Genomic DNA, 14,731 nt, shown 5'->3' with positions numbered 1-14,731 from the left:
TTTTCTCTGTTGAAAAGTATAACCCATCTGTTTTTTTATGTATAATACAAAAAAGCAGCGGTTCTCCATAGTTTTAAACTATAGCACTCCACTGCTTTTCACCAGTATTCTGAATTATTCTTACATCCCGCCTGTGTATTTTTTCAACGCTTCCATATACACCTTTCCATACCGGCTCAGTGACACATCTTTCCGCACAATCGTTCCGATCCGCATATATTCATCCACCAGAAGCGGCTTCCCGATGATATTCTCACCGTTCAGTTCTTTACTGATCACGCCGGAGCTTACCGTATACCCGTCCAGGCCGACCGCCAGATTGAAAAGCGTTGCCCGGTCTCTGACTTTGATGTTCTTATTCCGATCAAGTGTACTTAATATCTCTTCGGAAAAATAAAAGGAATTATAATCCCCCTGCTCAAATGACAAATACGGATACTCCTCCAGATCTTCCAGTGTCAGTGCTTCCTTATCTGCCAACGGATGCTTTGAACTGATAAATACATGTGGCTTTGCTACGAATAACTCTTCGAATTTCAGATCATTCTGACGGATCAGTTTCATGATGATCGTCTCATTCTGTGAAGAAGTATACAGAATACCTATCTCACTTTTCAGCTTCGCCACATCTTCGATGATCTCATAAGTCTGTGTCTCCCGCAGTGTGAAATCATATTTTCTCGCATCAAATTTACGGATCACATCTACAAATGCATTGACCGCAAAAGAATAATGCTGGCAGGATACGGAAAATCTCGGGTTCCGTTCATTTACATTCAGATACCTCTCCTGCATGAGGCCGACCTGATCCAGAATCTGTCTTGCATAGGCGAGAAATTCATCTCCCTCTGCGGTGATCGTCACCCCTTTATTCGTCCGGTGAAAAATCGTCACCTGCATCTCCTGCTCCAGTTCCCGAATCGCATTGGTAAGACTCGGCTGGGAAATGAACAGCTCTTTTGCCGCCTCACTTATCGTCCCCTTCTCCGCAACCATGGTAATATACCTTAACTGCTGTAATGTCATAAATTCTTCCTCCCTACAGCATATAGATCAGTGCGTTACAGATACATGCCGCAATATTACTTCCGCCTTTTCTCCCCCTCGCTACAATATACGGGGTATCTTCCAGAGTCAGGATCAGTTCTTTGGACTGTACCACATTTACAAAGCCGACCGGTACACCGATCACGAGCTCCGGACGGATTCTTCCGTCTTTGATCAGTTCATACAGGTGAATTAGTGCTGTCGGTGCATTTCCGATGGCAAAGATCAGTTTTTCGTTCAGTTCACACGCCTTTTTCATACTGGCAACAGCTCTTGTGGTTCCATTCTTCTTTGCCGCCTGTGCCACATCTTCATCTGACATGAAGCAGTATACCTGACCGCCGTACTGTGCCAGTCTCTTTTTGTTAATTCCGGAACGCCCCATCTGTGTATCGGTTACGATGGAAGCACCGCCTCTGATCGCTTCGAGTGCTTTCTCCACCGCATGCTCGGAATACACCAGATTCTTCGCATAATCAAAATCCGCACTGGTATGTATGCAGCGCTTTGTAATTGATGCCTGAATCTCAGGAAGCACGATGCCTTCCTGCTCCAGTTCTTCCGTAATGATCTCAAAGCTGCGCTTTTCGATCTCTGTCGGAAGGACATTTTCTATCTCTATTTTAGTATGTGCTGCGTGATTATTTTTCTGTATATTCAACGTTTTCTTCCTTTCTCTTCATAGTCCGTCATAGCCCACATCTCATCTTTTCTAACTACAAAACTTGCCATCGGCAACTTCTCTTGCATACTTTGGTATCTACAGCTCCTTACGAATACATAGTAATTCCGAAAAATTATTTCTGCATTCCCATGATCTGATAGATTGCCTTCATATCTAGATGTTTTCTGAGTGTATCTGCCAGAAGATCATACTGGCTTTCTTTGAATGCTTTCAGGTCTACACCTTCCACTTCTTCCATTGAAAGTCCTTTCTTTTCTGCCAGGGATTTTACGATCTCCGATACAATTTTCTCCTTATCAAAAATGCCGTGGATGTATGTTCCGTATACATTTCCATGCGAGATTCCGTCTGTACTGTTCTCTATTCTGTTTTCCGGCTCCATATCCGGAATCTGTCTGTCCTTTTTCTTCACCGTATCGTGAATCTGATTCATCGGACATCCTTCCAGAAGTTCGGTCTTTCCCATATGGATCTCGTATCCTTCAAACTTCAGATTCTCAAGTGCTTTCAGATTCCCCTCCACATGAAGGAGTGTTCCATTCACCCTTGTTCTGGTCTTTTCTGTGGTAAATGTAGTTGTTACCGGCAACAGACCAAGACCTTTCATACTGCCGCCATCTTCCACGCCTTCCGGATCACTGAGCGACTGCCCCAGCATCTGATAGCCGCCGCAGATTCCCCAGACCACACAGCCGCCGGCATGCGCCTTTAGAATCTTCGCTTCCATTCCGCTCTGTCTTAACCATTTCAGATCTCCCATCGTATTTTTTGTTCCCGGAAGGATGATCATATCAGGATTTCTAAGTTCTCTTGGATTCTTTACATAACGCAGATTCACTCCCGGAGCATTTTCCAACAGCATGAAATCCGTAAAGTTCGAAATTCTCGGTGTCCGGATGACTGCGATATCCACCAGACCGATCCTTTCTTCTGCACCTTTTCCACCCTTTGTCATGTTAAAACGCTCTGTCAGACTGTCTTCATCTTCAATCTCGACCTGCATATACGGTGTAACTCCGACTACCGGAATGCCGCCTCTTTCTTCCAACATAACAATACCGGGATCCAGGATTGTCTTATCCCCGCGGAATTTGTTGATGACCAGTCCCTTTACACGCTCTTTCTCATCATCTTCCAGGAGCATAAGCGTCCCCAGAAGCTGGGCAAATACTCCTCCGCGGTCAATATCTCCGACCAGAAGCACCGGCGCATCTACCATCTTCGCCAGCCCCATATTTACAATATCATCTTTCTTCAGGTTGATCTCTGCCGGACTTCCCGCTCCTTCGATCACAATGATGTCATTCTTTTCTTCTAATTTGTGAAATGCTTTCATAATGTCCGGTATGAGCTGCTTTTTATAAGCAAAATATTCTCTTGCACTCATATTCTTCAAGACTTCACCATTTACGATCACCTGTGATCCTACATCGTTGGTCGGCTTTAACAGGATTGGATTCATCTCTACCTGCGGCGCCACGCCTGCTGCCTCTGCCTGCACAACCTGTGCACGTCCCATCTCCAGTCCATCCTCTGTAATAAAGGAATTCAGTGCCATATTCTGGGATTTGAACGGAGCCACCCGGTATCCGTCCTGTTTGAATATTCTGCAAAGTCCCGCACACAGAAGACTCTTTCCTGCGTTGGACATTGTCCCCTGTATCATAATTTTTCCAGCCATGTTATCAACCTTTCATTCTCTTCTTCAGATCTTATTGCAATCCGGTAATGCCCTTCTGTCAGTCCTTCATAGTTACTGCAGTCCCGGATCAACAGTCCGCTTTTCAGTGCCTTCTCATACAGCCCTGCTTTTCCTTTAAAAAATATATAGTTTGCTTCCGATCCCCATACATTCAGACCAAGCTTTCTCATCCGCTCTGTCATCCAGAACTTTTCTTTTTTTATATATTCTCTCGTTCTCTTTAAATATGCTTCGCAATCAACAAGTGCTGCCACACCTGCTTCCTGTGCCGTTACCGACACATTCCACGGCTGGAGCATTGCCCTCATTCGTTTCCTAAGAGCTGCATTCTCACACAATGCATATCCAAGTCTTACACCCGGCATACAGAATATTTTCGTAAATGCTTTGATAATGACCACATTCGGATACTGTGTCAGATACCCCCGGCATTCATATCTTTCTGGTTCTTCCAGAAACTCTATAAAACACTCATCCAGGACCAGTATCGTACCGCATTTATTACACCTGTTCATCACACGGATCAGCAGTTCTTTTTCCGTTGTCTGTCCGGTCGGATTATTGGGATTGCACAGAAATATCATATCTGTATCTTCCGTAATCTGTTCCAGTATATCCTCCTGTATCCGGAAATCCTGTTCTTCTTTTAATCTGTAATATTGTACCTCTGCTCCAACTGTGCCAAGTGCCCGCTCATACTCGGAAAAAGCTGGTGCCGTCACCAGTGCTTTTTTCGGTCTCACTGCCATTACGACAGCAAAAAAAAGCTCTGCAGCACCATTGCCGCAGAGTATCTTTTCTTTTTCTATTCTCTCAAAATCACTGATCGACTCCCGAAGTCTGTCGCATCTGACATCCGGATAATACATGATCCTGTCTGCACTTTCCTGTACGCTCTTTCGTACCGCTTCGGGAACTCCCAGCGGGTTACTGTTTACAGAATAATCTGTAACAGATGGATTCCGGTAAATGTCTCCACCGTGAACTGTCTCTTTTGGTTCTGCCAACGTTCCTTCACCTGTGCGGATAAACCGCTCTCTCTGCTATTTTGCTACAACCATCTTACTCACTTTGCAGAAAATAGTCAACCGGAATCTTATACCTGAATTCTTGTTGCCGCATCGCTGCTCATTGCGATCCGCTTCTCACCACTTCTGATGATCAGGTCTCTTCCGGAATTCTGAATGACTGTGATCTCACTGCCTTCATCAATCTTGCATTTTCGGATCTTATCCAGAACTTCCGGGATGCCGAACATCCACTTGATGGTGTAGCTTTTTCCAGCCGCCGCCTTTGACAATGCCTGCATAACTAACACCTTCTTTACCTCTTTTTTATATTGTAAGTTGCACTGACTATGTTAGTCAACAGGAACATTGTTTGCACAATTCTAACTTTTTATTCATAATTTGCAGATAATATTATTTGTTTTTTGATTTTTATTATCAATATCATCTACAGAACCAGAATCCGGAGGATGATTCCAAGTATCAGACCAAGCATTGCCGTCCCATATAACAGCTTATGCGATCTCCGGATATCCAGTAGTTCCATCTCCCGGACCGGATCTCCGATCGTCGGCTTCTTATGCAGCTTTCCAAAATACCACGCATCTCCTGCAAGCTGCACATCCAGCGCCCCCGCCATGACTGCTTCTGTCTGTGCCGAGTTCGGACTTTTATGATTAAAGCGGTCTCTTCGGAAGATACGTGCTGCATTCTTTCCATCCATTCCGGTCAGATATGACGCCACGATCATCAGTACTGCCGATACCCTCGCCGGAATAAAATTCACCACATCATCCAGCTTCGCGGCAGCCGTTCCAAACCACTGATACCGGTCGTTCTTATAACCGACCATCGAATCCATCGTATTAATTGCCTTATAAGCAAATCCCAGAACAGCTCCGCCGATCAGCATATAAAATAACGGTGCAATCACACCATCCGATGTATTCTCTGCCACCGTCTCTACGGCCGCCTTGGTCACACCTTCTTCCGTCAGATTCTGTGTATCTCTTCCGACAATCATGGACACGGCCTTTCTCCCGACCTCCAGGCCCTTGTCTTTCAGTGCTATGTAGACCCTGTCACTTTCTACTTTCAGGGATTTCGTTGCAAGGATCTGATAACACCAGAAGCTTTCCAGTGCAAGTCCAAGCTGCCAGAAATACTTATATGCAACCGATAAGATCACCGCCGGAACTCCTGTACTGACCGTCACAACCACCAGCACCAGAATCCCTCCACCGATGCGTTCCCCTGTCTTATTCGCCGGCAGACAGTTTCTGATAATTCTTTCGGTTCCCGATATCAGATGCCCGATCAGCCTCACCGGATGATACAGCCATCTTGGATCCCCGAAAATCAGATCCAGAACAAAGCCCGCCACGATCGCGATCGTCATATATGTCATTCTCTGAAATTCTAAGTTCATATCCTTCTCCATTCTTTATCTGATAATCATAATAACTTCCTGCTGGCGTCCCGTCTTCCTTTACTGCATACCGTTCCATGATACTCATGATCGTTCCGCCATGTGCCACAACCGCAATCGTCTCCCGGTCATGTGCCTGCGCATCCCGTACGACTTCCCGGAACCCTTCCAGTGTCCGCCGGATGAACGCTTCCCTGCTTTCCCCTTCCGGAAATGGCAGCTTCCCACCACTGTCTATCCATGCCTGATACTCCGGGCAGCCGGAAAGTTCGATATAATTATGATTTTCAAACAGGCCAAAATCACACTCCCGTAACTTTTCATTACAGCTATATGCTCCTGCTTTCATCATCTCCGGATAAATGATCTCTGCCGTCTGCACGCACCGCTTCATCGGACTTACATAGACATATGTAACCTCAGGATACATTCCTTTTCTCTCTTCCAAAAGCTGTATTCCTTCCAGACATAAAGATTCATCCGTCGTTCCGATATAGCGTTTTTCTTTATTTCCTTTCGTCATCGAATGACGTATCAGATAAATCCTCATACTTCCTTTATCACCTGTCCGATTCCGCACATCACACGGTATACTTTCTCCGAATATGCCGCAAGGCGCGTGCACACTCTTCCGGTCTGCTCTCTGTATTCCCGTTCCATCCGGTCAACCGGCACGATCCCGTATCCGATCTCATCTGTGATCAGGATCAGTTCCGGATTCTTCCGAATCAGTTCTTCTGCAAGATCATCTATCGGTTCTCCTTCCTTTATCTTTCTTTCGATATACTGATGGAAATGATATATCCCTTCGCAGCTATATAGTTCTTCTTCCGTACATACCGCACCGTCTGCCCATGTGACATCTGGGTAGATTTTCTTTGCGAATGCAAGTTTTCCCTGATATGCGCCGCCTATTATCATGATCATGACTTCTTTTCCTTCCTCCAATCCTGTATTTTCATCTTTCTGTTATTTTCTACTATTTCTCTGCTGTTTTCTTTCTGCCACTTGTTTTCTTCATTCTTTCCACACTTTTATCCAGCCTGTTCATCATTTGATGATTCCGCTTTTTACTACGATATCCACTACTACCACGACAAGCGCCATCACAAGTTCACATACCTGCAGGAAATATCCACACAGATCCCCGGTCACACCGCCGAAATTCTTCATCGCCATCCGGTAATAATATCCAAATACCACGCCTGCCGAGATCACACATCCGATTCCGCAGATCCCTCCGGTCAGTGGAATCAGGAAACACAGTACAATCAGATAAATGCCCAATACCATTCTTGTAATTCTGGTCGATGCACTTTCCGAAAAATCTGCCACCATACCTTTCTTCCTTGCCTGTGGAAATGTAACTACGGACAATCCACTCAATGTTCTCGATAGCATGAAGCTATATGCGATCACTTCCATACTCCGTACACTCAGACAAGAATACACGCCAATATACATCAGAAAATAGACGGTACATGAAATGATAGCAAATGCTCCTGCGTGGGAATCTTTCAGTATTTCCAGACGCCGCTCTTTCGTCTGCCAGGAACTCAGCGCATCCTGTGTATCCAGAAATCCGTCCAGATGAATTCCTCCCGTAATAAATACCGGGATTAGGATCAGAAATATTACAAAAAATAAGGAATAATTTCCTCCTCCATTCCCATCAAACCATTTTGAAAACCGAAACACTCCATAAGACAAAAGTCCGATCACCGCACCGATCCATGGAAAAAAACACATTGCATACGATTTATTTTCATCTGTCCATTCGCTGCGCGGCATCGGAATCCTGCTGTACATAGAAAACGCAATTTTGAAACTATTCCATATTCTTTTTATATTCTTCATACTTCTTTTGCTCCTTACGAATGCATACCGGAATTCCATACACAACTTCCGTTACTATATCTGCAAGCTCTGCAAGACTTTGATTCACCATTCCGATGCATTCCCGATATTTTTCCGTCTCTTCGCTATAGCCGTTTATATCTGCGTTCACTTCATTTGTAACAATTACAAGACGTGTCGTAGAATTGCTCAGTCTGCGTACTCCTGCCAATACTTTTTCTTTTGTTTCTTTTAAATCATTCAATGTACCATCTTCTCTGTAAAGCTCATTGGCCACCAGATTTGATATGCACTCCAGAAGGATTCCCTGATTCTTTGGTATCTCAAGTTCTGATAGATCTGTATATTTTTCCAATGTCCGGAATCCTTTTCCGGCTCTCAGCCTGTGATGTCTTTCAATCTTTTTCATCGTTTCTTCTGTGTATGGCTGCATGGTTGCAATATATATGTAAGTACCATCCTTCTTATTTCTGCCTGTCAGCCAGTTCTCCGCATACTCAGATTTACCGCTTCCGCTTCCGCCTGTCACCAGATGTATCATTCTTTCTCACCTAATTCTTTATAATCTTCGATGTCATTTTCTGAAAATGTACTCATCCGTCCATACACTTCTGCCGCAAGATCCAGCACCGGAAGATATGCCACAGCTCCGGTTCCCTCACCCAGGCACATATCTGCATGCAATGGTGCATCCATGTGTAACTCTTTCAGGATCTTCTGCATTCCAGGTTCTTTCGAGACATGTGACACAATCATCGCATCTTTGACCCACTCACAGATTCTGACGGCCGCAAGTGCCGCAACCGCTGAGATAAATCCATCAACTACAATCGGGATTCGATATACAGCACCTCCCAGATAGAGTCCGGTGATTCCCGCCAGATCGAATCCGCCTACTTTTGCCAGTACATCCACCGGATCATCCCATTTCGGACGATTGACCGCTATCGCCTTCTCGATTGCGTGTATTTTTCTTTCCAATCCTTCGTTCGTCAGTCCTGCTCCCCGTCCCGTTATCTCTGCCGGTTCGTCTCCCAGAAGTACGGAAGCCACGGCACTGCTGGTCGTCGTATTTCCGATTCCCATCTCTCCGGTAGCAATGATCTTATATCCGGCTTCCTTCTTTTCCTTCACCTGATGGATCCCGGTTAAGATTGCCTGTAACGCCTGCATTCTTGTCATAGCCGGACCTTTGGTCATATTTGCGGTTCCATTTGCCGTTTTATATCTTGGGACTTTTGTATCCGCTGCCATACCGATATCGATGGGAAAGATGTCTACACCGGCTTTTTTACACATGATCGCCGCACTGGTATTACATGTCAGAAAATTCTCTGCAACAATTGCAGTTACTTCCTGTCCTGTCTGCGTTACACCTTCTTCTACCACTCCGTTATCCGCACACATCACGATCAGCGCCTTCCGGTTCAGATTCACGTCTGTATCGCCGGTCAGTGCCGCAATCTGCATAATATGATCTTCTAGTTTTCCCAGACTGTGTAACGGTTTCGCAATGGAGTTCCACTTTTTCTGCGCATTTCCTTTCGTTACTACATCTGCCGGATGAATGCCAGATACGATCTGATGGAATTCCTGTTCCAGTTGTTCTAAACTTTGCTCTGCCATGCTTTTTATCCTCTCTGTTCTCTATGTTCTATCTCTTTCCCTAGCTCTTTTCTCTTGTTCCCTGCATCTTCTGCATTGTTCCAGAAAGTTCTCCGGAATCTTTTCATTTCCATAATAATGAATATGCGGATATCCTGCCAGTACCGTATCGGTACTGATCATGCATTTCCACGAACGGTTTGACATTGGTTTTTCCGCCAGAAATGCTTCCCCGCATACTTCTGAATCATAATAATGAAATTCATGTGCCGGGATACCTCCTGCTTCTTTACCGAATATGCTTCCCCCTGTCAGGGTAACATAGCCGAATCGCTTTAAGGAACCTGTCGGATAACTTTTCCCTTCTAAAAATCCAACCATTGGAAATTCTGTGCCGCTTTCATCTCTGATATATTCCTGCAGGTACATGAATCCTCCACACTCCGCGATACATGGCATTCCGCCGTTCAATGCTTTTTTAATACTCGTCTTCATTGACTCATTTTTACTTAGTTCTTCTGCATATAGTTCCGGATAACCGCCATAGAACAAAAGTCCCGACAGATTTTCCGGAATCTGCTTATCGTAAAGAGGAGAAAAAGGAATCAGTTCCGCTCCCATCTCCTGCAGCAGTTCCAGATTATCCTGATAGAAAAAACAGAATGCATCGTCACTTGCAAGCCCGATCCGTACCGTATCTTTTGTTCTAACCGATTCTGTACTATACTGTGCATTTTCTGCCAAATTTTCTACCATTTCTGATGTATATCCTTGCGTTTTCTTTTCCTGCAGCTCCGGTGCATTTTCTGCCAGTTCCAGAAGGCCTGCGATATCTACACTTTTCAGAATCTGTTCTCCCAGTCTTGTGAGTTTGTCTTCCGTATCTTTTCGTTCTTTTGGAAGCTTCAGTCCCAGATAACGGCTCTCCAGTGCACAATCTTTCATAACCGGAACATAACCGTAGACTTTGATTCCTGTCTGCACCTCGATCATCTCTTTCATTCTTCCATACATCATCGGAGACAAACGGTTCAGAATTACGCCTTTGATACGGCTGTCTTCTTTATAATGCAAAAACCCCTGGATACACGGCACTGCAGACACGCTTAGTCCTTTACAGTCCAGGATCATCACAGCCGGGGTATCGGTAATTCTGGCAATGTCATAAGCACTCGCCTCTGAAGAGATCCCTGCGATCCCATCATAGTATCCCATAACACCTTCCATTACGGAAATATCTGCTCCGGCACCATTTTTTTTCAGGATCTCTCTGACTCCATTTTCTCCACACAAAAAGGAATCCAGATTATAGCTGCTGATGCCGATCACAGTCTTGTGGAACATTGGATCAATGTAATCCGGCCCGCACTTAAAAGACGCAGGATTTATCTCCTGCATCTTCATTGCTTTCAATATTCCGCAGGTCAGCATGGTTTTACCTGCGCCACTTCTCATCGCAGTAATCAGAATTCTAGGAAGTTTCATTACTCAGATTCCTCCATTTCTTCCCGGATTTTCTCCGGTGTCAGATCCCCTACAGAGATCACTTTCGTAATATCCTCCACAATATCTCCGGTCATATCTTCCGGTTCCACCTCGTCCAGATTGATTTCTTCCAGAACGAAATCGTCTTCATTTTCCGGATCTGCTTCCTTTTTTGCCGGTCTGCTCGTAAAGCTGATCACATAGATCGGATTCTGTCCATTCATCATATGATAACTGCCCACTTTTTTCGCACGGCTTACCGCTACCTGAATAACTTCTGCCTCTTCTATCTCATTCTCTTCCGTATATTTTAACACCTGCATCATCGTCTCGAGTGAGATTGCATTGAGCACCACCCGTACAAATGGGTTCTTCTTCCGGATAGCATCCAGGATTTCATACAACTTTCCTTTACTGCCCCCGATAAATACGCAATCAGGTGCCGGCAGTTCTTCCAGTGCCTCCGGCGCCATACCTTCTATCACATGCAGATTATCCACGTGCATCCGCCTTGCATTTTCACGGATCAGTTCCTGCGCCTCCACTTTCTGTTCGATTGCATAGACGTTACCTTGCGTTGCAACCATGGCGGCCTCTACGGAAATAGAGCCTGTTCCTGCTCCGACATCATATACAACTGCATCCTTCTTAATCTTAAGTTTAGCAATCGAAATGCTTCTTACTTCTTCCTTGGTCATCGGTACATCGCCACGTACAAATGTATCATCCGGAATTGTCGGAATCACCGGGCTTTCGCCGCCGGATTCATTTTCAATATAAAGGACCGCCAGATTCTCTCCTTTGTAATGAAGCAGTGATCTTGCTGTTCCTGTCTGAATCTCTTCATTCTTATAAGAAAGTTCTGTCCCGATCCTGACTGTTACTTCGCCCATTCCATATTCCGTCATTTTTGTCAGGATCTGACGGATCTCTTCTGCATTACTTACAAGGGCGAATACCTTTTTATTCTCCTTAATGACCGCCATCAGATTTTCTTTTCTTCCATGCAGGCTTACTAGTGCCGCATCCTCCCATGTTACGCCAAGCTTTGATGCAAAATATATGATGGATGATACTCCAGGCACCACTTTTGTCTCAATTTGTGGGTCATCTTTCGTCAATTCCAGAATCTTCTTCGCACCGCTGTAAAATCCTGTATCACCGGACAACGCAATCGTTACATTTTCATATTCCGGATTTTCTTTGATATAAGAAATGATCTCATCCGGGCGGTATGCTTCATATATGGTCTGTCCGACTTCTGCCACTGCCTCGATCATCCTGCCTGCTCCGATCAGAAGTTCTGCTTCCTGACAGCATCTTTTTGCTTCCAGTGTAACCTGGTCTCTGGCACCTGCACCGATTCCCACCAGTGTAACTTTCCAGTGATTATCCAGTTCCAGTTCTTTCTGAAGGAATTTGGACATTTCTTCAAAATTCATTCCCTCTTCTTCTTCCGGCCTTCCGATCACAACCATTTTCACACCGGCTTCTAGTGCAGCCTGACATTTCTGCGGGTATCCGCCTGCAAGTCCTGATTCTTTCGTTACCATATAAGCAATATCATATTCCTTTAACATGGCACGATTCATTTCCGTAGAAAACGGTCCCTGCATACAGATGAGATGACGTCCGGAGAATCCAAGTTCTTCACAATTAACTGCCACCTGGCCAATAGACAGAACGCGCGCATATACCCGGCTTTCGTAATCCGTCAGTCTTGTATAGGATTCCAGCTCCTTGCTTCCTGTTGTTACCAGAATATTTCCTTCTGTTTTTTCCAGATACTTTATCGCTTCATCCATATTTTCCACACAGATGCTTTCTTTGGTCTCTTCACTTCCCCTGACCAGTCTTAAATACGGAACCTGCATAACCTCGCAGGCACTTTTCAAGTTTTTGGTCACTTCTTTGGCATATGGATGCGTTGCATCGATCACATAATCCGGCTCAAACACCCTCATAAACTCGCCCATCTGCCCACTGTCCATCCGGTCGTGTGTCACCGTTATATTCTTCTCTTCCGGAAGCAGACTCTCCCCATAAGCGGTTGCCACACAGACGTGCAGTCTTACGCCTCTTCTTCCGAGATAAGATGCTAATTTTCTTCCTTCTGTTGTCCCTGCATATAATAGAATCTTTTTGTCTTTCATATACGATATCCCCTTGGTGTAACCATTTTTTCCCGAATTACTTTTGTCTGTTTATTTCCGATAAATACAGTAGAGAACATATCTACTGTTGTCTCTTTTAATTCTTTCAGTGTTAGTGTCTGCATTGTTTCTCCCTCGCGGGCAATGTTTTTCACTATTCCGCAGACGGTATCTTCCGCCTTATATTCCAGCATGATCTCACATGCTTTTGCAAGATAGGTACTGCGTTTCCTGCTGGACGGATTATAAAGGCAGATCACAAAATCAGCTTTTGCCGCACAGCGAAGCCTTTCTTCGATCAATTCCCACGGTGTCAGAAGATCACTTAAACTGATCAGACTGACATCATGTCCGACTGCTGCTCCAAGTACCGCAGAACCTCCCAGTGCCGCTGTCACTCCCGGGATTACTTCGATCGCGACTTCCGGATATTCCTCACCGATTTCATACATCAGTCCTGCCATTCCGTATATCCCGGCATCTCCGCTGCATACCATTGCCGTTACAGCTCCTTTTGCTGCCTCTTCGAATGCCATCCTGCACCGTGCTGCCTCCTGTCTCATGGACGTTGTCAGATATCTCTTATCCGGAAAATATTCTTTTAATAATTCGATATATACGGTATATCCGACGATCACATCACATTTTTCCAGCGTCCGGACTGCTTTCACCGTCATCTGTTCATATGCCCCCGGTCCCATTCCTATCACATATACCTTATTCAAACTTCACCCTCCAATTATCCCAGGCAAATGCTGCTGTCACACCATTTTCTGCCTGTTTTCTGATTCGCAGTGTACCACCTGTATATACAGCACTTCTTTCACATACATTATCCACTCCGGTAACCTTTTTTACAAATGTAGAAACACTGAATTCTCCTTCTACTTTTTTTAATTCTTCTGCCGGATAAAATTCCGGCTCTATGTTATATTTGTTGCAAAATGTAAGCAATCCCTCTTCGTCTTTTTTTAGATCAATGCTTGCGATCCTGCCAATACTTTTCTTATTAATATGTGATTCTTTCAGTATCTTATCCACCAGCTGTTCTATCTGCTCTGCGGATGTCCCCCGTCTGCAGCCGATTCCCACCGTGATCCGTTGTGGTATCAGCCTTAATACATGACTGCTTAATTTTCGTTCATATATCCCGATATAGATATCTGGATTCTCATAGGTTTCCGGTACGATCTTCACTTCTTCCGGCACAGTACCCTCTATCGAATCTCTTCCGCTCTCAATCGCGGCCACGACTGTCTTTCCTTCCAGAATCTTTGCCGAAATTTGCTTTGCCTTCTGCATATCTTCTATATAAAGATGATTCTTTCTGGCAAATACATCTATTGCCCATTTTCCCCGGATATCTGTAGCTGTTGTGATCACAGGCAGTGCTCCTGCCATCTCTGCAATTCTTTCAGCCATCTCATTTGCTCCGCCAATGTGCCCGGACAGGATCGGGATACAATATTGTCCTTTCTCATCCAGTACCAGTACCGCCGGATCTGTTGTCTTTGATCCTATAAAAGATGCGATCAAGCGCACGGCAATCTGTACTGCTCCAATAAAGATCAGTACATCCCGCGTCCGGAACTGTTCACCTGTCCATTCTCTGGCACTGCATTTTACCTCATCCTTGTCCGATTCCAGTTCTTTGCATTTTACCGCCTGCAGCACCTGGTGTCCTTCTTTTTCCAGTTCATGTGCTAAAGATCTCTCCAGTCTTCTTCCATTTCCGGTAAAACTGATCATTGCAATCTTCAT

At 44.9% G+C, this 14,731-nt stretch carries 15 protein-coding genes; all 15 read right to left on the bottom strand.

Annotated elements, in window-relative coordinates; translation table 11 throughout:
- Positions 1-120 precede the first annotated feature (120 nt).
- The 15 genes from OCV72_RS01440 to OCV72_RS01370 all read right to left on the bottom strand — a co-directional run bounded on the left by OCV72_RS01440 (position 121) and on the right by OCV72_RS01370 (position 14,731).
- A complete protein-coding gene (locus OCV72_RS01440) occupies positions 121-1,026 on the bottom strand; it encodes a LysR family transcriptional regulator (RefSeq protein ID WP_055281354.1) in 906 nt (301 codons plus the stop codon).
- 13 nt (positions 1,027-1,039) lie between these two features.
- Entirely contained in the window at positions 1,040-1,708 is a 669-nt protein-coding gene (locus OCV72_RS01435) for a precorrin-8X methylmutase (RefSeq protein ID WP_242859185.1), read from the bottom strand.
- A 136-nt stretch (positions 1,709-1,844) separates the two neighbouring features.
- On the bottom strand, positions 1,845-3,413 hold the full coding sequence (locus OCV72_RS01430) for a cobyric acid synthase (RefSeq protein ID WP_055281352.1): 1,569 nt from the start codon (positions 3,411-3,413) through the stop codon (positions 1,845-1,847).
- A complete protein-coding gene (locus OCV72_RS01425; RefSeq protein ID WP_055281350.1) occupies positions 3,395-4,441 on the bottom strand; it encodes a pyridoxal phosphate-dependent aminotransferase in 1,047 nt (348 codons plus the stop codon). Before OCV72_RS01425 ends, OCV72_RS01430 begins: the two co-directional genes overlap by 19 nt.
- Positions 4,442-4,530: 89 nt before the next feature.
- Positions 4,531-4,743 carry a ferrous iron transport protein A gene (locus OCV72_RS01420; protein ID WP_006426277.1) on the bottom strand — a complete coding sequence of 71 codons (213 nt, stop codon included), beginning with the start codon at positions 4,741-4,743 and terminating at the stop codon, positions 4,531-4,533.
- A 146-nt stretch (positions 4,744-4,889) separates the two neighbouring features.
- Complete coding sequence (gene cbiB, locus OCV72_RS01415) at positions 4,890-5,801, bottom strand: adenosylcobinamide-phosphate synthase CbiB (RefSeq protein WP_242859187.1); 912 nt, start codon at positions 5,799-5,801, stop codon at positions 4,890-4,892.
- Positions 5,701-6,420, bottom strand: coding sequence for a histidine phosphatase family protein (locus OCV72_RS01410; protein WP_242859184.1), 720 nt, complete (start codon positions 6,418-6,420; stop codon positions 5,701-5,703). Before OCV72_RS01410 ends, cbiB begins: the two co-directional genes overlap by 101 nt.
- Positions 6,417-6,797 (bottom strand): bifunctional adenosylcobinamide kinase/adenosylcobinamide-phosphate guanylyltransferase, encoded by a 381-nt coding sequence (locus OCV72_RS01405; RefSeq protein WP_006426280.1) that lies wholly within the window; start codon positions 6,795-6,797, stop codon positions 6,417-6,419. The genes OCV72_RS01410 and OCV72_RS01405 overlap by 4 nt, the downstream gene beginning before the upstream one ends.
- Before the next feature lie 123 nt (positions 6,798-6,920).
- The gene (locus OCV72_RS01400) at positions 6,921-7,727 is read right to left on the bottom strand and encodes an adenosylcobinamide-GDP ribazoletransferase (RefSeq protein ID WP_055281346.1); all 807 of its coding nucleotides are present in this window, start codon (positions 7,725-7,727) and stop codon (positions 6,921-6,923) included.
- Positions 7,699-8,268, bottom strand: a complete 570-nt coding sequence (locus OCV72_RS01395; RefSeq protein ID WP_055213705.1) for a bifunctional adenosylcobinamide kinase/adenosylcobinamide-phosphate guanylyltransferase — start codon at positions 8,266-8,268, stop codon at positions 7,699-7,701. Before OCV72_RS01395 ends, OCV72_RS01400 begins: the two co-directional genes overlap by 29 nt.
- Entirely contained in the window at positions 8,265-9,353 is a 1,089-nt protein-coding gene (cobT, locus tag OCV72_RS01390; RefSeq protein WP_006426283.1) for a nicotinate-nucleotide--dimethylbenzimidazole phosphoribosyltransferase, read from the bottom strand. Before cobT ends, OCV72_RS01395 begins: the two co-directional genes overlap by 4 nt.
- A gap of 21 nt (positions 9,354-9,374) precedes the next feature.
- Positions 9,375-10,817 carry a cobyrinate a,c-diamide synthase gene (locus tag OCV72_RS01385; protein WP_055281344.1) on the bottom strand — a complete coding sequence of 481 codons (1,443 nt, stop codon included), beginning with the start codon at positions 10,815-10,817 and terminating at the stop codon, positions 9,375-9,377.
- On the bottom strand, positions 10,817-12,970 hold the full coding sequence (locus OCV72_RS01380; RefSeq protein ID WP_055281342.1) for a bifunctional cobalt-precorrin-7 (C(5))-methyltransferase/cobalt-precorrin-6B (C(15))-methyltransferase: 2,154 nt from the start codon (positions 12,968-12,970) through the stop codon (positions 10,817-10,819). Before OCV72_RS01380 ends, OCV72_RS01385 begins: the two co-directional genes overlap by 1 nt.
- On the bottom strand, positions 12,967-13,695 hold the full coding sequence (gene cobJ / locus OCV72_RS01375; RefSeq protein WP_022416227.1) for a precorrin-3B C(17)-methyltransferase: 729 nt from the start codon (positions 13,693-13,695) through the stop codon (positions 12,967-12,969). Before cobJ ends, OCV72_RS01380 begins: the two co-directional genes overlap by 4 nt.
- Positions 13,688-14,731: a cobalt-precorrin 5A hydrolase gene (locus OCV72_RS01370; protein WP_055281340.1), complete on the bottom strand. Its 1,044-nt coding sequence runs from the start codon at positions 14,729-14,731 to the stop codon at positions 13,688-13,690. The genes cobJ and OCV72_RS01370 overlap by 8 nt, the downstream gene beginning before the upstream one ends.

Origin of the sequence: Dorea amylophila, assembly GCF_025567265.1 — a bacterium.
In the GTDB taxonomy this organism is placed as follows: domain Bacteria; phylum Bacillota; class Clostridia; order Lachnospirales; family Lachnospiraceae; genus Dorea_A; species Dorea_A amylophila.
This window is presented reverse-complemented; position numbering and strand designations above follow the sequence as displayed.

Excerpts from the sequence above, each read along its gene's own strand:
- cobT (WP_006426283.1), bottom strand. The coding sequence starts at position 9,353 with ATGGCAGAGCAAAGTTTAGAACAACTGGAACAGGAATTCCATCAGATC.
- OCV72_RS01385 (WP_055281344.1), bottom strand. The coding sequence starts at position 10,817 with ATGAAACTTCCTAGAATTCTGATTACTGCGATGAGAAGTGGCGCAGGT.
- OCV72_RS01405 (WP_006426280.1), bottom strand. The coding sequence starts at position 6,797 with ATGATCATGATAATAGGCGGCGCATATCAGGGAAAACTTGCATTCGCA.
- OCV72_RS01410 (WP_242859184.1), bottom strand. The coding sequence starts at position 6,420 with ATGAGGATTTATCTGATACGTCATTCGATGACGAAAGGAAATAAAGAA.
- OCV72_RS01380 (WP_055281342.1), bottom strand. The coding sequence starts at position 12,970 with ATGAAAGACAAAAAGATTCTATTATATGCAGGGACAACAGAAGGAAGA.
- OCV72_RS01430 (WP_055281352.1), bottom strand. The coding sequence starts at position 3,413 with ATGGCTGGAAAAATTATGATACAGGGGACAATGTCCAACGCAGGAAAG.
- OCV72_RS01400 (WP_055281346.1), bottom strand. The coding sequence starts at position 7,727 with ATGAAGAATATAAAAAGAATATGGAATAGTTTCAAAATTGCGTTTTCT.
- OCV72_RS01440 (WP_055281354.1), bottom strand. The coding sequence starts at position 1,026 with ATGACATTACAGCAGTTAAGGTATATTACCATGGTTGCGGAGAAGGGG.
- OCV72_RS01370 (WP_055281340.1), bottom strand. The coding sequence starts at position 14,731 with ATGAAGATTGCAATGATCAGTTTTACCGGAAATGGAAGAAGACTGGAG.
- OCV72_RS01420 (WP_006426277.1), bottom strand. The coding sequence starts at position 4,743 with ATGCAGGCATTGTCAAAGGCGGCGGCTGGAAAAAGCTACACCATCAAG.
- OCV72_RS01395 (WP_055213705.1), bottom strand. The coding sequence starts at position 8,268 with ATGATACATCTGGTGACAGGCGGAAGCGGAAGCGGTAAATCTGAGTAT.